The organism is Streptomyces sp. NPDC021093 (assembly GCF_044333135.1).
Lineage (GTDB): Bacteria > Actinomycetota > Actinomycetes > Streptomycetales > Streptomycetaceae > Streptomyces.
On sequence record NZ_JBIRQJ010000014.1, the window covers coordinates 95471 to 115123 of the forward strand.

The 19653-nt window shown below is 71.8% G+C and carries 17 protein-coding genes; 12 read left to right on the forward strand and 5 right to left on the reverse strand.

The window, feature by feature from the left end; all coding sequences use genetic code 11:
* The first annotated feature begins 5 nt into the window (after window positions 1-5).
* The 4 genes from ACH4SP_RS35635 to ACH4SP_RS35650 all read left to right on the forward strand — a co-directional run bounded on the left by ACH4SP_RS35635 (window position 6) and on the right by ACH4SP_RS35650 (window position 2714).
* Complete coding sequence (locus tag ACH4SP_RS35635) at window positions 6-644, forward strand: AIM24 family protein (RefSeq protein ID WP_398421365.1); 639 nt, start codon at window positions 6-8, stop codon at window positions 642-644.
* On the forward strand, window positions 644-1294 hold the full coding sequence (locus ACH4SP_RS35640) for an AIM24 family protein (RefSeq protein WP_398421367.1): 651 nt from the start codon (window positions 644-646) through the stop codon (window positions 1292-1294). The genes ACH4SP_RS35635 and ACH4SP_RS35640 overlap by 1 nt, the downstream gene beginning before the upstream one ends.
* On the forward strand, window positions 1291-2088 hold the full coding sequence (locus ACH4SP_RS35645; protein ID WP_398421368.1) for an AIM24 family protein: 798 nt from the start codon (window positions 1291-1293) through the stop codon (window positions 2086-2088). Before ACH4SP_RS35640 ends, ACH4SP_RS35645 begins: the two co-directional genes overlap by 4 nt.
* Before the next feature lie 125 nt (window positions 2089-2213).
* The gene (locus ACH4SP_RS35650; RefSeq protein ID WP_398421370.1) at window positions 2214-2714 is read left to right on the forward strand and encodes a MarR family winged helix-turn-helix transcriptional regulator; all 501 of its coding nucleotides are present in this window, start codon (window positions 2214-2216) and stop codon (window positions 2712-2714) included.
* A gap of 3 nt (window positions 2715-2717) precedes the next feature.
* On the opposite strand, the gene ACH4SP_RS35655 is transcribed toward ACH4SP_RS35650, so the two are convergent.
* Window positions 2718-4172: a sensor histidine kinase gene (locus ACH4SP_RS35655; protein WP_398421701.1), complete on the reverse strand. Its 1455-nt coding sequence runs from the start codon at window positions 4170-4172 to the stop codon at window positions 2718-2720.
* Window positions 4172-4837, reverse strand: coding sequence for a response regulator transcription factor (locus tag ACH4SP_RS35660; protein WP_398421372.1), 666 nt, complete (start codon window positions 4835-4837; stop codon window positions 4172-4174). Before ACH4SP_RS35660 ends, ACH4SP_RS35655 begins: the two co-directional genes overlap by 1 nt.
* Window positions 4838-4977: 140 nt before the next feature.
* Here ACH4SP_RS35660 and ACH4SP_RS35665 point away from each other — a divergent pair, with 140 nt between their 5' ends.
* Window positions 4978-5580 carry a PepSY domain-containing protein gene (locus ACH4SP_RS35665; protein WP_398421374.1) on the forward strand — a complete coding sequence of 201 codons (603 nt, stop codon included), beginning with the start codon at window positions 4978-4980 and terminating at the stop codon, window positions 5578-5580.
* On the opposite strand, the gene ACH4SP_RS35670 is transcribed toward ACH4SP_RS35665, so the two are convergent.
* From ACH4SP_RS35670 to ACH4SP_RS35680, 3 genes are all read right to left on the reverse strand, one after another.
* Window positions 5496-6782, reverse strand: a complete 1287-nt coding sequence (locus ACH4SP_RS35670) for an MFS transporter (RefSeq protein WP_398421376.1) — start codon at window positions 6780-6782, stop codon at window positions 5496-5498. The genes ACH4SP_RS35665 and ACH4SP_RS35670 overlap by 85 nt on opposite strands.
* Window positions 6783-7146: 364 nt before the next feature.
* On the reverse strand, window positions 7147-8106 hold the full coding sequence (meaB, locus tag ACH4SP_RS35675; protein ID WP_398421378.1) for a methylmalonyl Co-A mutase-associated GTPase MeaB: 960 nt from the start codon (window positions 8104-8106) through the stop codon (window positions 7147-7149).
* Between the two features lie 51 nt (window positions 8107-8157).
* On the reverse strand, window positions 8158-9363 hold the full coding sequence (locus ACH4SP_RS35680) for an acetyl-CoA C-acetyltransferase (protein WP_398421380.1): 1206 nt from the start codon (window positions 9361-9363) through the stop codon (window positions 8158-8160).
* 138 nt (window positions 9364-9501) lie between these two features.
* Here ACH4SP_RS35680 and mce point away from each other — a divergent pair, with 138 nt between their 5' ends.
* The 7 genes from mce (at window position 9502) to ACH4SP_RS35715 (ending at window position 19609) form a co-directional block, all read left to right on the forward strand.
* Entirely contained in the window at window positions 9502-9954 is a 453-nt protein-coding gene (mce, locus tag ACH4SP_RS35685) for a methylmalonyl-CoA epimerase (RefSeq protein ID WP_398421382.1), read from the forward strand.
* Window positions 9955-10167: 213 nt separating this feature from the next.
* Window positions 10168-14331 carry a polarized growth protein Scy gene (scy, locus tag ACH4SP_RS35690; protein ID WP_398421384.1) on the forward strand — a complete coding sequence of 1388 codons (4164 nt, stop codon included), beginning with the start codon at window positions 10168-10170 and terminating at the stop codon, window positions 14329-14331.
* Window positions 14332-14616: 285 nt separating this feature from the next.
* Entirely contained in the window at window positions 14617-15558 is a 942-nt protein-coding gene (locus ACH4SP_RS35695) for a cellulose-binding protein (protein ID WP_398421386.1), read from the forward strand.
* 88 nt (window positions 15559-15646) lie between these two features.
* Complete coding sequence (locus tag ACH4SP_RS35700; protein ID WP_398421389.1) at window positions 15647-16573, forward strand: ABC transporter ATP-binding protein; 927 nt, start codon at window positions 15647-15649, stop codon at window positions 16571-16573.
* Window position 16574: 1 nt separating this feature from the next.
* The gene (locus ACH4SP_RS35705) at window positions 16575-17345 is read left to right on the forward strand and encodes an ABC transporter permease (RefSeq protein ID WP_398421391.1); all 771 of its coding nucleotides are present in this window, start codon (window positions 16575-16577) and stop codon (window positions 17343-17345) included.
* A 192-nt stretch (window positions 17346-17537) separates the two neighbouring features.
* Window positions 17538-18779, forward strand: coding sequence for an ABC transporter ATP-binding protein (locus ACH4SP_RS35710; protein ID WP_398421393.1), 1242 nt, complete (start codon window positions 17538-17540; stop codon window positions 18777-18779).
* A complete protein-coding gene (locus ACH4SP_RS35715; protein ID WP_398421395.1) occupies window positions 18776-19609 on the forward strand; it encodes an ABC transporter permease subunit in 834 nt (277 codons plus the stop codon). Before ACH4SP_RS35710 ends, ACH4SP_RS35715 begins: the two co-directional genes overlap by 4 nt.
* Window positions 19610-19653: the final 44 nt, after the last annotated feature.

A 19653-nucleotide genomic window follows, 5' to 3' on the forward strand; every position in this document is an offset into this window, starting at 1 on the left:
GATCCGTGGCTCAGTTCCGACTCCAAGGCAGCAAGGTGCTCGCCGTCGACATGACCGGGGACGCCGTCAAAGCGAAAAACGGCTCCATGGTGGCGTACGACGGCCAGATCGCCTTCAAGAAGATGACCGGCGGCGGTGAAGGCGTGCGCGGCATGGTGACCCGTCGCCTCACCGGCGAACAGATGACGGTGATGGAGGCGAAGGGGCACGGCACGTGCTACTTCGCCGACCGCGCCAGCGAGATCAACCTGGTGAGCCTGACCGGCGAGAAGCTGTACGTCGAGTCCAGCAACCTGCTGTGCACGGACGCGTCGCTGCGCACCGGCACCACCTTCACCGGGCTGCGCGGCGGCGCGACGGGCAACGGCCTGTTCACCACGACCGTGGAGGGGCACGGCCAGGCGGCCCTCACCTCCGACGGCCAGGCGGTCGTCCTGCGGGTGTCCGCCCAGTACCCGCTCCAGGTCGACCCGGGCGCGTACATCGCGCACACCGGAAACCTCCGCCAGTCCTTCCAGTCGGGGGTCAATTTCCGGACCTTCATCGGCGAGGGTTCCGGCGAGGCCTTCCAGATCCGCTTCGAGGGCGAGGGCCTGGTGTACGTCCAGCCCAGCGAGCGCAACACGATCGGGGGCGACGTCTGATGCCGTTCCGCGAGATCAACTCCCGGATGGTCGAGGCGCAGGTCCAGCCGGGCCAGAAGATGCACAGCCAGCGCGGCGCGATGCTCGCCTACAAGGGCGACGTGTCCTTCACCCCGAACATCCAGGGCGGCCAGGGCGGCGTCATGTCGATGATCGGCCGCAGGGTGGCCAACGAGGCCACCCCGCTGATGACGGTCGAGGGCAGCGGCACCGTGATGTTCGGCCACGGCGGCCACCACATCCAGGTGATCAACCTCGCCGGGGACACCCTGTACGTGGAGGCCGACCGCCTCCTCGCCTTCGACGGGGCCCTCCAGCAGGGCACGATGTTCATGGGCTCGCAGGGCGGGGTCATGGGCATGGTCCGCGGCCAGGTGACGGGGCAGGGCCTCTTCACCACCACCCTCAAGGGCCACGGCGCGGTCGCCGTCATGGCGCACGGCGGCGTCATCGAACTGCCGATCACCCCGCAGCGCCCGGTGCACGTCGACCCGCAGGCGTACGTCGCCCACCACGGGGACGTGCGCAACAAGCTGTCGACCGCGCTCGGCTGGCGCGACATGGTGGGACGCGGCTCCGGCGAGGCGTTCCAGCTGGAGCTGTCCGGCCAGGGCGCGGTGTACGTCCAGGCATCCGAGGAGAAGCTGTGACCGGCCCCGTAGTGCTCGACCCGCACACCCTCCCCTCGGACGACAACGTCAATCCGTACACCTTCTGCGTGGAGCTCAAGGGGAGCCAGTGGTTCCTGCAGAAGGGCAAGATGATCGCCTACTACGGGCAGATCGAGTTCAACGGCATCGGCCACGGCCGCTTCGACCGGCTGCTGCGGACCTCCTTCCACTCCCCGCTGCACGTCAGTGACTGGGTGGTCGCCGAGGGCAGCGGCAAGATGCTGCTCGCCGACCGCGCCTTCGACGTGAACTCCTTCGACCTGGAGGAGGGCAACCTGACGATCCGGGCGGGCAACCTCCTCGCCTACCAGCCCACCCTCGCGCTGAAGCAGTCGATCGTGCCGGGCTTCCTCACCCTGATCGGTACGGGCAAGTTCGTCGCGGCCTCCAACGGCCCGGTGGTCTTCATGGAGCCGCCGATCCGCGTCGACCCGCAGGCCCTGGTCGGCTGGGCGGACTGCCCGTCCCCCTGCCACCACTACGACCACGGGTACATGACCGGTCTCATGGGCGGCCTGCGGGCGATGACCGGGATCGGCGGGGCGTCCGGCGAGGAGCACCAGTTCGAGTTCGTCGGGACGGGTACGGTGCTGCTCCAGTCGACCGAGCTGCTGATGGCGGAGCAGGCCGTGGGCGCGGTGGGTGCCGGCGCCGGGCAGAATGCGGGGGTGCCGGGCAGCGGCGGTCCGGCCGGCGGCCAGCAGGGCGCACAGGGCTCGGCGCCACGGCTTCCGGGTCAACTGGGCGACCTCCAGCGCCGGTTCGGACTGTGACCGGTAGTCTGCGGAACGTGACCGTTCACTCCGGGCACCCCTGCGCGCCTCTCGGCGCCCCGGCGTGCCCGGAGTCACACTCCCAAACTTTGTCCAGTATTCAACTTCTTAGGTAGAATCCGACCATGCCCCCCAAGGACAGCGACCTCTCCTCCGATGGCACCGCCGCCCCCTGGCTCAGCGACGCCGAGCAGTGCGCCTGGCGGACCTGGCTGGACGCCAGCAAGCTGCTGATGCACCAACTGGAGAAGGACCTCCAGCCGTTCGGCCTGACCAACAACGACTACGAGATCCTGGTCAACCTCTCCGAGTCCGCCGACAAGCGGCTGCGGATGAGCGACCTGGCGACCGCCACCCTCCAGTCCAAGAGCCGCCTCTCGCACCAGATCACCCGCATGGAGACCGCGGGCCTGGTCCGCCGCGAGAACTGCGAGTCGGACCGGCGCGGGCTGTATGCCGTCCTCACCGAGCAGGGCGACGAAATGATGCAGAAGGTCGCCCCGCACCACGTGGCGTCCGTACGCCGCCACTTCATCGACACGATGCCGCCGGAGGAACTGCTCCAGCTGCACGCCTCGCTCACCCCGATGACGGAGGAGCTGCGCGGCAGGCGCGGCAAGGCGTAGCCCCTACGGGCCGGACGGCCCCTGCGGACCGGGCAGTACGAGCGTGAACACCGCACCCCCGCCCGGGGCTTGACGCACCGTCAGTGTTCCGCCGTGCCGGCGTGCGACGTCCCGGGCGATGGCCAGGCCGAGACCGGCCCCGCCGTCGTCCCGGCTCCGCGCGTCGTCGAGCCGGACGAACCGCTCGAAGATCCGCTCCCGCTCGGCCTCCGGCACCCCGCCCCCGTCGTCGGCGACCTCCAGCACCACCCGCCCGGCTTCCCCCCCGCCCAGCGTCACCGCGACCGAACTCTCCGCGTGGCGCTGCGCGTTGTCGAGAAGATTGCCCAGCACCCGCACCAACTGACCGCGGGACCCGGCCACTTCGACGCCGTCCGCCAGCGTGGCCGACACCGGATGCCGGTCGCCGTCCGCACGCTGCGCGAGTTCCTTCCGTACGAGCGCGGACAGGTCGAGCCGGGCCGCCCCCGGCTTCTCGCCCGCGTCGAGCCGGGCGAGCAGCAGCAGGTCGGCGGCCAGATCCTGCAGCCGTACGGTGTCCTCGACGGCGCCCTCCAGATCGAGCAACTCCGGGTGCGCGGCGGCCACTTCGAGCTGGGTCCGCAGCGAGGCGATCGGGCTGCGCAGCTCGTGCGAGGCGTCGGCGACGAAGCGGCGCTGCCGGTCGACGGAGCGCTCCAGGGCGGCCAGGGTCTCGTTGGTGGTGACGGCGAGCCGGTCCACCTCGTCGCCGGTGCCGGGCGCGGGCACCCGGCGGCTGAGGTCCTCCGACGCGGTGATGGCGGCCATCTCTCGCCGGATGCCCTCGACGGGCCGCAGCGCCCGCCGGGTGACCAGCCAGGTCACCCCGCCGACGACCACCAGCAGCACCGGCAGCCCCACCAGCATCGCGGAGCGCACGGTCTCGACGGCGCCCTGCTCGGTGGCGAGCGGCGCCCCCGCGTACACGGTCACGGTCTCCCCGTCACGGGTCGTGGCCTCGACGGCGGCGAACCGGTAGTCGGCGGTGTCGCCGTCGACGGTCGCGGTGCCGGAGCTGTGGGCGGGCTCGTCGCGGGAGACCTCGCCACGGCCGGGATCGCCGCGGTCGTCGTCGCTGTCGTCCCGGTCGTCGTCACTGTCCCCGTCCACCGGGGCCCGCCCGGGTGCGACCGGTTTCACCTGCCCGCTGCCGGTCCCCGAGATCGCCTCCAGCTTCTTGCTGGCGGCCACCAACTCGCCCTTCTCGGTGAGGATTTGAACCGGGTTCTCCTCCTTGTCCGGCAGCTCCAGCTTTGCGTAGGGAACACCCAGGGCGACCTGCGAGGCCACCTCCTGGGCGGCGACCTCGGCCTGGAGGTCGGCCTGGTCGGTGAGGTTGGAGTGCAGGACGAGCAGGACCGCGAGCCCGGCGGCGATCAGCGCGACGGCGACGACGGCGGTGGCCCCGAGGGCGGCCCTGGCCCGTACGGAGCGCATCATCCCAGCGCCACCAGGCGGTACCCGGCCCCGCGCACGGTCTGGATGCGCTCGGCCCCCAGCTTCCGCCGCAGCGTCGAGATGTACACCTCGACGATGTTGGGGTCGCCGTCGTAGGCGAAGTCCCAGACGTGCTCCAGCATCTCCGCCTTGCTGACGACGGCCCCCGGCCGCAGCGCGAGCTGCTCAAGGACCGCGAACTCCTTTGCCGTAAGATTGACTTCGTCCCCGCCGCAGTGCACGCGCCGGGCCGCGGTGTCGAGGGTGAGCGCGCCGACGGTCAGGGTCGGGGACTGCCCGGCACTCCCCCGGCGCCGCAGCAGGGCCCGGATGCGGGCGAGCAGGACGACGTACGAGAAGGGTTTCGTCAGGTAGTCGTCGGCCCCGGTGTCCAGCCCCTCCGCCTCGTCGTACTCGCCGTCCTTGGCGGTCAGCATCAGGATCGGCACGTCGTTCCCGGCGGCGCGGAGGGTGGCGCACACCCGGTAGCCGTTCATCCCGGGCAGCATGATGTCGAGGACCAGCAGGTCGTACGCGGTCTCGCTCGCGCGGTGCAGCCCCTCCAGCCCGTCATGGACCACATCCACGGCGAAGCCCTCGGCGGTGAGTCCCCTGGCCAGGGACACCGCGAGCCGCTTCTCGTCCTCCACGATCAACAGGCGCATGAGGACAAGAGTCGCAGCACCAACCTGAAACGGGCTTCAGGCGGCTTCAGGCGGCGTTCAGCATCCCGGGTCCAGATTGGTGGACGTACCAGGCACCACCGGTGTGCGGAACACCGGTTTCCGGAACTCGGGAGGACCCCATGAACCGCAAGCTCGTCATCGCCACGGCAGTCGCCGTCGTACTCGTCGGCGGAGGCACGGCAACGGCACTGAGCCTGCCGTCGGACGGCACCCGGGCGTCGACCGCCGCCGCGGAGAACTCCGGCACGAACGCGAACAAGGCCGTCGACACCGCCGCGTCCGCCGTCCCCGGCACCGTGACCGGCCTGGACCTGGAGAACGACGGCCGGGAGTGGGACGTCGACGTGTTCGGCAAGGACAGCAAGTGGCACGACGTGACGGTGGACCCGTCCGGCTCCAAGGTCGTCGACCAGCACCTCGACGCCGACAACGACGACCGCAACGATCGCGCCCCGAGGGGTGCGGACATCAGCGTCCAGAAGGCCATGGAGGCCGCCCTGAAGACCACGCCCGGCGGCCGGGTGACCGAGGTCGACCTGGAACGCGGCCACTGGGAGGTCGAGGTCCGGGACAAGGACGGCCGCGAGCACGACGTGAACGTGGACGCGAGGACCGGGAAGGCGACGGTGGTACGGGATCAGGACGACGACGGGACCGACGACGAAGGAACGGACGACCGCGCCACGGCCGGCTCCGCCACCGGAACCGACTCCGACGACTGATCCGCATTCCCGTTCCGGCCCCGGTTCCGGCTCCGCAGGACGAAGCCCGTCCCCGCGGCGCAGAGCACCGGTACGGCGACGAGCACGAAGCACAGGGGCAGCGGCACCCGCCCCACCAGCAGGCCGACCACCGCGGTGCCGGTCGAAGTCCCGGCGTTCAGAGCGGCGTTGACCCAGGCTCCGGCCCTGGCACGGGAGTCAGGACCGGCCGCCTCGTCGGCGATGAGGTACGCGGTGGTGATGGCCGGGGCGATGAAGAGCCCGGTGATCGCTGCGGCCGGGGCGTAGACGTACACCCCGGGCGAGAAGCCGGCCGCGGCCAGGGCGCAGCCCAGCAGCAGCGCGGTCGCCAGCAGGCGGGTGCGGGCCCCGGCACGCCAGTTGACGGCCCCGTAGACAAGCCCGCCGACCGCGCTGCCCACCACGAGCGAGGCCTCCACCCAGCTGATGGCCTCGGGGCGGCCGTGGCTCTCGGTGAAGGCGATCCCGAGGAGACCGACACCGCCGAGGGAGAGGCCGACGGCCGCGGCGACTGCCATGGGGAGGGCGAGGCCGGGGATGCGGGTACGGGACCGCTTGCCCGGGGCTCCGGTGGCTGCGGGGCCGTCCCCGCTGTGCGTCGCGATCGGCGAGGTCGCCAGGGCGGCCGTGCCGACCAGTACGAGACCCGCGGCGGCCAGGACTCCGATCGCGGGGAAGGCGTACACGGCGGGGATGCCCACCAGCAGCGGGCCCGCCACGAAGAGGAGTTCCTCGACCACCCCGTCCAGGCTGTACGCCCGCTGGAGCATCGCCCGGTCGGGCATCAGCCGCCCCCAGAGGACCCGCATGGTCGGCCCGAGCGGCGGACAGCAGGCACCGGTGAGTGCGGCGATGAGGGTGATCAGCGGGGTGGGGGCTCCCGGCCGCCAGCAGACGAGGGCGAAGGTGAGGAGGAGGGCGGCGTACGCGGTGGCCAGGGGCAGCAGCGCGCGCCGCGGCCCGTACCGGTCGACGAACCCGGCGCGGACGGGGCCGAGCAGGACGCTGCACGCCCCGAAGACGGCCATGACGACGCCGGCGGCGGCGTAGGAGCCGGTGGCGTTCTTCACGGTCAGGACGAGGGGCAGCGGCAGCACCCCGTACGAAAGCCGCCCGAGAAGCGCGGCGGCGAAGGTGCGGGAGGCGTGGGGGGTGCGGAGGACGGCGGCGTACGAGGGCATGGGTGTTCCCCAGAAGGTGTGCGGGAGCGGGAGGGCATACCGGTGCCACGACCGGGCTGGGTCGTGGAGCGGCGGCTCCTACACACGGGGGAGGATCATGCGGGTCAAGCTAGCAGTGGGGGGCGGGAGTTGCTGAGCAATTTTCCGCGGGCGGGGTGGGCGGTCGCGAGGGCGTGCAGTCGCGGGAGGGGCGTGCCGCAGTGGGGGGCCGGCGGCGTCAGCCGCCCACGGGGGCAGGCATTTAGGGGCGCGGGGAACTGCGCGACCAGCCACGACGCACCCGCACGTACAGCCCACCCACCCACCGCCCCGCGCCCAGCAGCCCGCACGTACACCCCACCCACCGCCCCGCGCCCAGCGGCCCTCAGCCGCTCTCCGTGACCCCCGTCACCAGTTCGTCCGCCGCCGCGTACGGGTCCAGTTCGCCCGCCACGATCCGCGCCGCCAGCGCGTCGAGTCGGCGGTCGCCGCGCAGGGAGCCGATCCGTTCCCGCAGTGTCGTGACGGCGATCGTCTCCACCTCGTGGGCCGCCCGCGCCGCACGCCGTGCGACCAGCACGCCGTGCTCCTCCATCCACGCCCGGTGCTTCTCCAGCGCCTCGACGACCTCGTCGACGCCCTCGCCGCGCGCGGCGACCGTCTTCACGATCGGGGGGCGCCAGTCGCCGGGGCCCCGGGACTCCCCCAGGCCCAGCATGTGGTTCAGCTCGCGGACCGTCGCGTCGGCGCCGTCCCGGTCCGCCTTGTTGACGACGTACACATCGCCGATCTCCAGGATCCCGGCCTTCGCGGCCTGGATCCCGTCGCCCATCCCGGGTGCGAGCAGCACCACCGAGGTGTCCGCCTGCGAGGCAATCTCGACCTCCGACTGTCCGACGCCGACCGTCTCGACGAGCACCACGTCGAAGCCCGCCGCGTCGAGGACACGGATGGCCTGCGGGGCGGCCCAGGCCAGGCCGCCCAGGTGGCCCCGTGTCGCCATCGACCGGATGTAGACGCCGGGGTCGGACGCGTGGTCGGCCATCCGGATGCGGTCGCCGAGCAGCGCGCCGCCGGAGAAGGGCGAGGACGGGTCGACGGCGAGGACCGCGACCCGCTTCCCGGCCCGTCGGTACGACGCCACCAGCGCCGAGGTGGAGGTCGACTTACCGACCCCCGGCGACCCGGTCAGCCCGACCACGTACGCGTTGCCCGCCAGCGGCGCCAGTGCCGCCATCACCTCGCGGAGCTGCGGGGACGCCCCCTCGACCAGCGAGATCAGCCGGGCCACGGCCCTGGGCCGCCCTTCCCGGGCCTGTTCCACCAGCGTGGGGACGTCCTGCATCGTTCGGCTCCGCTCAGTCGTTCGGCGCGTGCGTAAGGGAGGTACCGGGGACTACTTGCCCGGTACGCGGACGATCAGCGCATCGCCCTGGCCGCCGCCACCGCACAGCGCCGCCGCGCCGACCCCGCCGCCGCGGCGCTTCAGCTCCAGCGCCAGGTGCAGCACCATGCGTGCGCCGGACATGCCGATCGGGTGCCCCAGCGCGATCGCGCCACCGTTGACATTCACCTTTTCCGGGGACACTCCGAGGTCCTTCATTGACTGGAGCGCGACGGCGGAGAAGGCCTCGTTGATCTCGACGAGGTCGAGGTCGTCGACGCCGATGCCCTCCTTGCCCAGCGCGTGCTTGATCGCGTTGGAGGGCTGCGAGTGGAGGGAGCTGTCAGGGCCCGCCACGTTGCCGTGGGCGCCGATCTCGGCGATCCACTCCAGGCCCAGTTCCTCGGCCTTGGCCCGGCTCATGACGACCACGGCCGCCGCGCCGTCCGAGATCTGCGAGGCCGTGCCGGCCGTGATCGTGCCCTCCTTGCCGAAGGCGGGACGCAGCTTGGCGAGGGCCTCGACGGTGGTGTCGGCCCGGATGCCCTCGTCGGTCGAGACCAGCACCGGGTCGCCCTTGCGCTGCGGGACCTCGACGGGGGTGATCTCGGCCGCGAAGATGCCGTTCTTCGTAGCGGCGGCGGCGCGCTGGTGGGACTCCGCGGCGAACTCGTCCTGCGGGGCGCGCTCGATGCCGAGGATCGCGTTGTGCTTCTCGGTGGACTCGCCCATCGGGATGTTGTCGAAGGAGTCGGTCAGGCCGTCGTACGCCATCGAGTCGATCATCTCGATCGCGCCGTACTTGTGGCCCTCGCGGGACTTCGGCAGCAGGTGCGGGGCGTTGGTCATGGACTCCTGGCCGCCCGCGACCACGATGTCGAACTCGCCCGCGCGGATCAGCTGGTCGGCCAGCGCGATGGAGTCCAGGCCGGAGAGACAGACCTTGTTGACGGTCAGGGCCGGGACGTTCATCGGGATGCCCGCCTTGACGGCGGCCTGGCGGGCGGGGATCTGGCCCGCACCGGCCGTGAGCACCTGTCCCATGATCACGTACTGGACCTGGTCGCCGCCGATGCCCGCACGCTCGATGGCCGCCTTGATCGCGAAGCCGCCGAGGTCGGCTCCGGAGAAGGACTTCAGGGAGCCGAGGAGACGGCCCATGGGCGTCCGCGCGCCCGCGACGATGACGGAGGTGTTCGTTCCGGAAGTTCCAGGCATGAGCCACGGCCCCTTGGGAGGTGGGAAGTGAACGAGGGTTTACCTGAATGTACTGACGCGGTACGCGCTCGTCACCGGGCATCCGGTGTGACGGCGCGCACGTTGCGTAACCAGTGTCAACCGCGCTGCACTGAGGGCATGCTGACGCGAATCGACCACATCGGAATTGCCTGCCACGACCTCGACGAGACCGTCGAGTTCTACCGGGCCACGTACGGCTTCGAGGTCCACCACTCCGAGATCAACGAGGAGCAGGGCGTCCGCGAGGCCATGATCAGGGTCAACGGGGCCTCCGACGGCGGCGCCACCTACCTCCAGCTCCTGGAGCCCACCCGCGAGGACTCCGCGGTCGGCAAGTGGCTCGCCAAGAACGGCGAGGGCGTCCACCACATCGCCTTCGGCACCGCCGACGTCGACGCGGACGCCGCCGACATCCGCGACAAGGGCGTACGGGTGCTGTACGACGAGCCGCGCACCGGCTCGATGGGATCCCGGATCACCTTCCTGCACCCCAAGGACTGCCACGGCGTGCTGACCGAACTGGTCACCGCCGCCCTGCCCGCGGCACCGGGCAGTCAGGAGGACCACTGACTCCTGCCCGACCCGGCCGGTAGAGTGGGCCGTTCCGGGCCGGGGCCGGGAAGAGGGCCTGCGACTTGTGGCCCCCTGTTGATCTGACACCATTCCCCCGGGGGCCCACCCGCTGACAGGGTGGGGCCGTGCGACCGGCAGGCCGTACGACGACACGTACGACTACAGCGTCACGACAGACAGTTGCGACCAGGGGACGGATGGGACCGCGCAGTGCGGGGCTACGAACGCCAGGAGAGCCCTCAGCGGGCTGAGTCCGACCATCTCTCGCGGTTCGAGGCCGAGATGGACCGGCTGAAGACCGAGCGGGAGAAGGCGGTCCAGCATGCCGAGGACCTCGGCTACCAGGTCGAGGTGTTGCGCGCCAAGCTCCACGAGGCGCGCCGCAACCTCGCGTCCCGTCCTGCCTACGACGCGGCGGACATCGGGTACCAGTCCGAGCAGTTGCTCCGCAACGCCCAGGTGCAGGCGGACCAACTCCGCACCGACGCCGAGCGCGAGCTGCGCGAGGCCCGCGCCCAGACGCAGCGCATCCTCCAGGAGCACGCGGAGCACCAGGCCCGCCTCCAGGCCGAGTTGCACCAGGAGGCGGTCACCCGCCGCCAGCGTCTCGACCAGGAGCTGTCCGAGCGCCGGCAGACCGTCGAGTCGCACGTCAACGAGAACGTGGCGTGGGCCGAGCAGCTCCGGGCCCGCACCGAGGCCCAGGCCCGCCGGCTCATGGAGGAGTCCCGCGCCGAGGCCGAGCAGGCCCTCGCAGGCGCCCGCGCGGAGGCGACCCGGGTCGCCGAGGAGGCCCGGCAGCGTCTCAGCGCCGACGCGGAAGCGGCCCGCACCGAGGCCGAGGCGACGCTGCTGCGCGCCCGCAAGGACGCCGAACGGCTGCTGAACGCCGCCTCCACGCAGGCGCAGGAGGCGACCACCCACGCCGAGCAGCTCCGTACGACCACGACGACCGAGTCCGACCAGGCCCGCAAGCAGGCCGCCGAGCTGAGCCGCACCGCCGAGACGCGGATGCAGGAGGCCGAAACGGCACTGCGCGAGGCCAGGCTCGAAGCGGAGAAGGTGCTCTCCGAGGCGAAGGAGGCCGCTGCCAAGCAGCTGTCCGGCGCCGAGTCCGTCAACGAGCAGCGCACCCGTACGGCCAAGTCCGAGATCGCCCGCCTCGTCGGCGAGGCGACGAAGGACGCCGAGGCGCTGAAGGCGGAGGCCGAGCAGGCGCTCGCCGACGCCCGCGCGGAGGCCGAGCGCGTGGTGAAGGAGGCCGCGGACAAGGCCCGCACCGTCGCGTCCGAGGACGCCGCCGCCCAGCTCGCCAAGGCCGCCCGCAGCGCCGAGGAAGTCCTCACCAAGGCGTCCGAGAACGCCCGGGAGACCACCCGCAAGGCCGCCGAGGAGGCGGAGCGGATCCGCCGCGAGGCCGAGACCGAGGCCGAGCGGCTGCGCGGGGACGCGGCCGAGCAGGCCGACGAGCTCAAGGGCGCGGCCAAGGACGACACCAAGGAGTACCGCGCCAAGACGGTCGAGCTCCAGGAGGAGGCCCGTCGGCTGCGCGGCGAGGCCGAGCAGCTGCGCTCCGAGGCCGTCGCCGAGGGCGAGCGGATCCGCGGCGAGGCCCGCCGGGAGGCCGTCCAGCAGATCGAGGAGGCGGCCAGCACCGCCGAGGAGCTGCTGACCAAGGCGCGTACGGACGCGGACGAGCTGCGGGCCACCGCGGGCTCCGACAGCGAGCAGCTCCGCTCCGATGCCACCGAGCGGGCGAACGCGCTGCGCAAGCAGGCCGAGGAGGCGCTGGCCGACGCCCGCGCCGAGGCGGACCGGCTGCGCGCCGAGACCGAGGAGCAGTCGCAGGCGGCGCAGGCCGCGGCCGAGGCCGCCGTCACGGCGCTCCGTGAGGACGCCGACCGGGCCGTCGCCGCACGTCGGGCCGAGGCCGCCGAGGAACTGGACCGGCTGCGGGGCGAGGCCGAGCAGCGTCTGGCGTCGTCCGAGGAGACCCTGTCGGGTGCCCGCGAGGAGGCGGAGCGGATCCGCCGGGAGACCGGCGAGGAGTCCGAGCGGCTGCGGGCCGAGGCGGCCGAGCGGGTAAGGACGTTGCAGGCGCAGGCGGAGGCGGAGGCCGAGCGGCTGCGCACCGAGGCCGCGTCGGACGCGTCGCAGTCGCGGGCCGAGGGCGAGTCCGTCGCCGTACGGCTGCGCGGCGAGGCGGCCGCGGAGGCCGAGCGGCTCAAGGCGGAGGCTCAGGAGAGCGCCGACCGGGTGCGCGCGGAGGCCGCCGCGGCGGCCGAGCGGGTGTCGGGCGAGGCGGCGGAGGCCCTGGCCGCCGCCCAGGAGGAAGCAGTACGGCGCCGGCGCGAGGCCGGCGAGACGCTGGAGAACGCCCGCGAGGAGGCCGAGCGCGAGCGCGCCCAGGCCCGCGAGCAGAGCGAGGAGCTCCTGGCGTCGGCCCGCAAGCGCGTCGAGGACGCGCAGGCGGAGGCGCAGCGCCTGGTCGAGGACGCGGACCGGCGGGCCTCCGAGCTGGTGTCGGCGGCCGAGCAGACCGCGCAGCAGGTGCGGGACGCGGTGGCCGGGCTCCAGGAGCAGGCCGAGGAGGAGATCGCCGGGCTGCGCAGCGCCGCCGAGCACGCGGCGGAGCGTACGAGGACCGAGGCGCAGGAGGAGGCGGACCGGGTCCGCTCCGACGCCTACGCCGAGCGGGAGCGGGCCACCGAGGACGCCAACCGGGTGCGCAGCAGGGCGCAGGAGGAGACGGACGCCGCGAAGGCGCTCGCCGAGCGCACCGTGGGCGACGCCATCACCGAGGCCGAGCGTCTCAAGACGGACTCGCAGGAGCGCGCCCAGCAGCTCCGTACCGAAGCGTCGGACGCCCTCGCGGCGGCCGAGGAGGCGGCGTCGAAGTCCCGGGCGGAGGCCCGCGACGACGCCAACCGCATCCGCAACGAGGCGGCCGCGCAGGCGGACCTCCTCATCGGCGAGGCCCGCACCGAGGCCGAGCAGATCCAGCACGAGGCCGCGGAGGTACGGGCGAAGGCCGAGCAGGAGGCCGCCCGTACGCTCGCCGAAGCGACCGCGGAGTCCGAGCGGCTCACCGCGCAGGCCGCCCGTGCGCTGACCACCGCCGAGCAGGACGCGGAGCGGCTGCGCGGCGAGGCCGTGCAGGTCAGGGCGGACGGCGAGGCGCAGGCCGAGCAGTTGCGGGCCGCTGCCCGCACCGACGGCGAGCAGGTGCTCGACGAGGCCCGCAAGGCCGCGGACAAGCGCCGCACGGACGCCGCGGAGCAGGCCGACAAGCTCATCACGGAGGCCGCGGGCGAGGCCGACAAGCTGACCACCGAGGCGCTCCAGCAGGCGGAGAAGCTGGTCTCCGACGCCACCTCGAAGTCCGAGCAGCTGGTGTCGGACGCGACGGGCGAGGCCGAGCGGCTGCGCGCGGAGGCCGCCGACACGGTGGGCTCCGCCCAGCAGGCCGCCGAGCGGATCCGCACCGAGGCGGCCAAGCACCGCGAGGACACCGAGAGCGCCGCCGAGCAGGTGCGCTCGGAGGCGCGCAGCGAGGCGGACCGGCTGCTCGACGAGGCCAGGGAGGCCGCTGCCAAGCGGCGTTCGGATGCGGCGGCCCAGGCCGACCAGCTCGTCGCGAAGGCCCAGGAGGAGGCGCTGCGGGCCGCCACCCAGGCCGAGGAGCAGGCCGACATGATGGTCGGCGCGGCCCGCAAGGAGGCCGACCGGCTCGTCTCGGAGTCCAAGGTCGAGGGCAACTCGCTGGTGGAGCGGGCCCGTACGGACGCGGACGAGCTGCTGGTCGGCGCCCGCCGGGACGCGACTGCCATAAGGGACCGGGCGGAGGAGCTGCGGACCCGCCTGGAGGGCGAGATCGAGGAGCTGCACGAGCGTGCGCGCCGCGAGACCTCCGAGCAGATGAAGACGGCCGGCGAGCGCGTCGACAAGCTCATGAAGGCGGCCACCGAACAGCAGGCCGAGGCCGAGGCGAAGGCCAAGTCCCTGGTGTCGGAGGCGAGTTCGGAGGCCGGGAAGGTCCGGATCGCGGCGGTCAAGAAGGCCGAGCAGCTGCTCAAGGAGGCCGAGCAGAAGAAGGCCGAACTGGTCCGCGAGGCAACGAAGTTGAGGGACGAGGCGAAGGCCGAGGCGGAGCACACGGTCGCCGAGGGCCAGCGCGAGCTGGATGTGCTGGTGCGCAGGCGCGAGGACATTCAGACCGAGATCTCCCGTGTCCAGGACGTCCTTGAGGCGTTGGAATCATTCGAGGCACCGTCCGGGAGCGGCAAGCCGGCCAACGGCTCGGGTTCGGGCGGCGTCAAGGCCGGTGCGGCGGCGGGCGGGTCTCGATCGGGTGGCAAGTCCTCGGACGGCTAACGGGATTCACGGTGCGGTCGCGGTAGGGCAGCAGGCACGGAAAACGGCGGACGGTTCGGTCGGTTCGGCGGATCGATTCTGTGGCTGGTGTTCCACTTGTGATTGAGCTGTGATTCCAGGCAGGTTTGACGAGGTGTTCATCCGTGCGAGTGGCAAGCGGTCCGGCAGGTTGCCACTCAAAAGGAGGGTCATTCTCCAGATCAAACCGGCATTGGCTCGATGACACGCCGCAATGGCCCCTAGGATTCCCCTATCACCTCACCGGTCTCATTCGACAGGAACCTCATGAGCGACACATCCGCCTCCCCATACGGCTTCGAGCAGGTGCGGCGTGGTTACGACCGCGGTCAGGTGGACGACCGCATCGCCAAACTGCTCGCCGACCGTGACAGTGCTCTCGCCCGGATCACCTCGCTGGAGAAGCGCATCGAGGAGCTCCACCTCGAAACGCAGAACGCACAGGCCCAGGTGAACGACGCCGAGCCGTCGTACGCCGGCCTCGGCGCCCGCGTCGAGAAGATCCTCCGTCTCGCCGAGGAGGAGGCGAAGGACCTGCGTGAGGAGGCCCGTCGCGCCGCCGAACAGCACCGCGAGCTGGCCGAGTCGGCCGCCCAGCAGGTGCGCAACGACGCGGAGTCGTTCGCCGCGGAGCGCAAGGCGAAGGCCGAGGACGAGGGCGTCCGCATCGTCGAGAAGGCGAAGGGCGACTCCGCCCAGCTGCGTTCCGAGGCGCAGAAGGACGCGCAGTCGAAGCGCGAGGAGGCCGACGCGCTCTTCGAGGAGACCCGCGCCAAGGCCGCCCAGGCCGCTGCGGACTTCGAGACCAACCTGGCCAAGCGCCGCGAGCAGTCCGAGCGCGACCTGGCGTCGCGTCAGGCGAAGGCGGAGAAGCGTCTCGCGGAGATCGAGCACCGGGCGGAGCAGCTGCGCCTGGAGGCCGAGAAGCTGCGTACGGACGCGGAGCGCCGCGCCCGTCAGACGGTGGAGACGGCGCAGCGCCAGGCCGAGGACATCGTGGCCGACGCGAACGCCAAGGCCGACCGGATCCGCAGCGAGTCCGAGCGCGAGCTGGCGGCGCTCACCAACCGCCGCGACTCGATCAACGCCCAGCTGACCAACGTCCGCGAGATGCTGGCGACGCTGACCGGTGCGGCCGTGGCCGCCGCCGGTGCCCCGGCGGACGACGAGCCGATCTCCCGCGGAGTCCCGGCCCAGCAGTCCCGCTAGTCACCGGCCGTACGCACCGCGTACGCCCCGAAGCCCCTCGCCACTCCCCCGGTGGCGGGGGGCTTTGTCCGCATTTAGCGTGGCGGGCATGATTGAGGTATCGGGCCTGACGAAGCGGTACGGCGAGAAGACGGCCGTCGACAACCTGAACTTCCAGGTGCGGCCCGGCATCGTCACCGGCTTCCTCGGCCCCAACGGCGCGGGCAAGTCCACCACGATGCGCATGATGCTGGACCTGGACCACCCCACCGCGGGCGCCGTCCGCATCGACGGAAAGCGCTACACGGACCTCACCGACCCGCTGAAGTACGTGGGCGCCCTGCTGGACGCCAAGGCGCTGCACGGCGGCAGGAGCGCGTACAACCACCTCCTGTGCCTGGCGCAGAGCAACGGGATCCCGGCCGCCAAGGTCGACGAAGTCCTCGACACCGTCGGTCTGACGGCGGTCGCCAAGAAGCGCTCCAAGGGCTTCTCGCTCGGCATGGGGCAGCGGCTGGGCATCGCGGGCGCGCTGCTCGGCGACCCGCGGATCCTGATGTTCGACGAGCCGGTCAACGGGCTCGACCCCGAGGGCATCCACTGGATCCGCAACCTGATGAAGTCCCTCGCGGCGCAGGGCCGCACCGTCTTCGTCTCCTCGCACCTGATGAGCGAGATGGCGCTGACCGCCGACCACCTGGTGGTCATCGGCCAGGGCAGGCTGCTCGCCGACACGTCCATGGCGGACTTCATCCGCACCAATTCACGCTCGTACGTCAGGCTGCGCAGCCCGCAGCAGGAGCGGCTGCGGGACGTGCTGCACCAGGCCGGGGTGACGGTGGTGACGGCCGGGAACGGCACCCTCGAAGTGGACGGGGCGACGTCCGAGCAGCTCGGCGAGCTGGCCGCGCAGCACCAGCTGGTCCTCCATGAGCTGAGCCCTCAGCAGGCTTCGCTGGAGGAGGCGTTCATGCAGCTCACCGCGGAGTCGGTCGAGTATCACGCGCACTCGAACCCGACGGGAGGGCGAGTCTGAGATGGCTGCCGCGCAGGTGCTGAAATCGGAATGGACCAAGATCAAATCCGTGCAGTCCACCGTATGGACGCTCGGACTTGCCGTGGTGTTCACGGTGGGTCTCGGATTTCTGATCAGTCTGCTGGTCAAGGACCAGTTCTCGAAGATGGACGCAAAGGAGCTGCAGTTCGCGGATCCCACGTTCACGAGTTTCGCGGGAACGAGTCTCGGCCAGCTCGCGATGATCGTTTTCGGAGTGCTGGTCGTCGGCAACGAATACAGCACCGGAATGATCCGCACTTCGCTCGCCGCGGTGCCCAGGCGCGGCACTTTCCTCTTCAGCAAGCTGGCCGTCGCGGCGCTGCTCGCATTCGTGGTGGCGCTGGTGACGAGCTTCGTGGCGTTCTTCGCGGGGCAGGCGGCGCTCGGCACGTACAAGGCGTCGATCGGCGACGAGGGCGTCCTGCGGTCGGTGATCGGCTGCGCGCTGTACATGACGCTCATCGCGGTGTTCGCGATGGGGGTGACCATGATCCTGCGCTCGCCGATGCTCTCGCTCGGCATCCTGATGCCGATCTTCTTCCTGCTCGCGCCGATCCTGGGCAACGTCGAGGCCACCCGCAAGATCGGCCAGTACCTCCCCGACCAGGCCGGCACCAAGATCATGCAGGTTGTCGCGCCGGAGAACGACATCGCTCCGTACGGGCCCTGGGGCGGCCTGGGCATCATGGTGCTCTGGGTGGTGGTCGCGGTGGTGTGCGGCTGGCTGGTGCTGAAGAACCGCGATGCGTGACCGGCCGGGAGTTTCCGCGCGGTGTCCGTCCGGCTGCGGCGCGTGAAGTGTCCGGGTTCCGGTACGAACAGTCGTTCTTGGCCGGAACCGCTCTCCCCTGGTTAAGCTCCTAGTGCTTACGGGGGCAGCAGGAATCACCGCAGGACCAAGCGCGTGATCGTGGCCCCGACAATCTGTCGATGGGGCTGGAGAATGATCGAGGCAGTCGGCCTGACGAAGCGCTACGGCGCCAAGACGGCCGTGTACAACCTTTCCTTCCAGGTGCGGCCGGGGACCGTGACCGGGTTCCTGGGGCCCAACGGCTCCGGCAAGTCCACCACGATGCGCATGATCCTCGGCCTCGACGAACCCACCTCCGGCCGGGTCACGGTCGGCGGCCACCCCTTCCGCGAGCTGCCCAACGCACCCCGCCAGGTGGGCGCGCTGCTCGACGCCAAGGCCGTGCACGGCGGGCGCAGCGCCCGCAACCACCTCCTCTCGCTCGCCCAGCTCTCCGGCATCCCGGCCTCCCGGGTCGACGAGGTGCTGGGAGTGGTCGGCCTCCAGGAGGTGGCCAAGCACCGCTCCAGCGGCTTCTCGCTCGGCATGGGCCAGCGGCTCGGCATCGCCGCGGCCCTGCTCGGCGACCCGCAGGTGCTGCTCTTCGACGAGCCGGTCAACGGCCTCGACCCGGAGGGCATCCTCTGGGTGCGCAACCTGATGAAGATGCTGGCCTCCGAGGGCCGTACGGTCTTCGTCTCCTCGCACCTGATGAGCGAGATGGCGCTCACCGCCGAGCACTTGATCGTGATCGGCCGCGGCCAGCTGCTCGCCGACATGAGCGTCCGGGACTTCATCGCCGCGAACTCCGCCGGTTTCGCCCGCGTCCGCACCCCGCAGACCGACCCGCTCCAGCGCGAGAAGCTGACCTCGGTGCTCACCGAGGCGGGCGGCCGGGTCATGCCGGAGCAGGACGGCGCACTGCGCGTCACCGGTCTCGCACTGCCGCGGATCGCCGACCTGGCGCACGACGCGGACGTACGGCTGTGGGAGCTGGCCCCGCACCAGGCGTCGCTGGAAGAGGCCTACATGCGGATGACGCAGGCCGCCGTCGACTACCGCTCCACCGACGACCAGCTCGCGGGCTTCGCACAGCCGGACGTCACGGGCGCGCTGCCGCCCGGCCAGCCCGTCGTCCCGCAGGGGCCGCCGCAGCAGGGCTGGTACGCCCCGCCGCCGCCCCGGCCGGGACAGCCGCACCCGGGGGTTCCGGGATCCGGTGCGGGCACGCCCGTACCGGCGGAGCAGAACCCGTACGCACAGCAGCAGCCGGCCGCTCCGGCCGCTCCCCCGGCCCCGGCCGCCCCCGCGCCCGCCGACGCCGCCCCTGCCCCCGCCCCGCACCTCCGCAAGAACGACGACAGCAGCAGCGACACCCCCGAGGACGCCCGATGACGACTCCCTCGACCCCGCACCCGTACCCGCAGCACCAGCAGCAGCCCGGTTACGTCTCCCCCGTGCCGCTGCGCCGCGCGACGCTCACGGACGCGCTGGCCTCCGAGTGGACCAAGATCCGTTCGGTGCGCTCCACGATCTGGACGCTCGGCGTGATGGTCGTGCTGGTCCTCGGCATCGGCGTCCTCGTCACCCTCGCCCTGTCGGGCTCCGAGATGCCCGATGAGGCGTCGCCGATCTCGTTCGGCTTCGTGGGGGTGCTGCTCGGCGTCATCCCGGTGATCACGCTCGGCGTGATGACCATCGCCTCCGAGTACGGCACGGGCATGATCCGTACGACGCTGACCGCCTGCCCCAGCCGGGCGCGCGTGCTGGCGGCCAAGTCGATCGTCTTCTTCCTGCTCACCTTCGCGATCACGCTGGTCGCCACCGTGCTGCAGTCCCTCCTGATGGCGGCCGTGCTGGACGGCACGGCCACCGGCGGCCAGTGGCTGCGGGCGACCGTCGGGGTCAGCGCGTTCGTCGCCCTGATCGGTCTGCTCTCGCTGGCCGTGGGCTCGCTGATCAGGCACTCGGCGGGCGCGATCACCATCATGATCGGCCTGGTGCTGCTGCCGCTGGTGATGGCGCTGTTCATGATGACGAAGGCGCTGGAGGGCGCGCAGAGCTTCCTGCTGGAGTACTCGATCCCCAGCCAGCTCGGCGTCTTCTACGGAACCGAGATGACCGAGGACGGCCTCACCGGCTGGAGCCCGCTGGGCGTCATGGGCGGTCTGGTGGCCGTCGTGCTCGGACTGGCCTTCCTCGTCCAGCACAAGCGGGACGTCTGACCGGACGGCTGCCCGGAACCGGTCGACCGCCTCGAAGCGGCCGA

Coding starts and splice junctions, on each gene's coding strand:
- ACH4SP_RS35700 (WP_398421389.1), top strand. CDS start 15,647: ATGATTGAGGTATCGGGCCTGACGAAGCGGTACGGCGAGAAGACGGCC.
- ACH4SP_RS35670 (WP_398421376.1), bottom strand. CDS start 6,782: ATGCCCTCGTACGCCGCCGTCCTCCGCACCCCCCACGCCTCCCGCACC.
- mce (WP_398421382.1), top strand. CDS start 9,502: ATGCTGACGCGAATCGACCACATCGGAATTGCCTGCCACGACCTCGAC.
- ACH4SP_RS35655 (WP_398421701.1), bottom strand. CDS start 4,172: ATGCGCTCCGTACGGGCCAGGGCCGCCCTCGGGGCCACCGCCGTCGTC.
- ACH4SP_RS35715 (WP_398421395.1), top strand. CDS start 18,776: ATGACGACTCCCTCGACCCCGCACCCGTACCCGCAGCACCAGCAGCAG.
- ACH4SP_RS35640 (WP_398421367.1), top strand. CDS start 644: ATGCCGTTCCGCGAGATCAACTCCCGGATGGTCGAGGCGCAGGTCCAG.
- ACH4SP_RS35660 (WP_398421372.1), bottom strand. CDS start 4,837: ATGCGCCTGTTGATCGTGGAGGACGAGAAGCGGCTCGCGGTGTCCCTG.
- ACH4SP_RS35650 (WP_398421370.1), top strand. CDS start 2,214: ATGCCCCCCAAGGACAGCGACCTCTCCTCCGATGGCACCGCCGCCCCC.
- ACH4SP_RS35710 (WP_398421393.1), top strand. CDS start 17,538: ATGATCGAGGCAGTCGGCCTGACGAAGCGCTACGGCGCCAAGACGGCC.
- ACH4SP_RS35665 (WP_398421374.1), top strand. CDS start 4,978: ATGAACCGCAAGCTCGTCATCGCCACGGCAGTCGCCGTCGTACTCGTC.
- ACH4SP_RS35680 (WP_398421380.1), bottom strand. CDS start 9,363: ATGCCTGGAACTTCCGGAACGAACACCTCCGTCATCGTCGCGGGCGCG.
- meaB (WP_398421378.1), bottom strand. CDS start 8,106: ATGCAGGACGTCCCCACGCTGGTGGAACAGGCCCGGGAAGGGCGGCCC.
- ACH4SP_RS35705 (WP_398421391.1), top strand. CDS start 16,575: ATGGCTGCCGCGCAGGTGCTGAAATCGGAATGGACCAAGATCAAATCC.
- ACH4SP_RS35695 (WP_398421386.1), top strand. CDS start 14,617: ATGAGCGACACATCCGCCTCCCCATACGGCTTCGAGCAGGTGCGGCGT.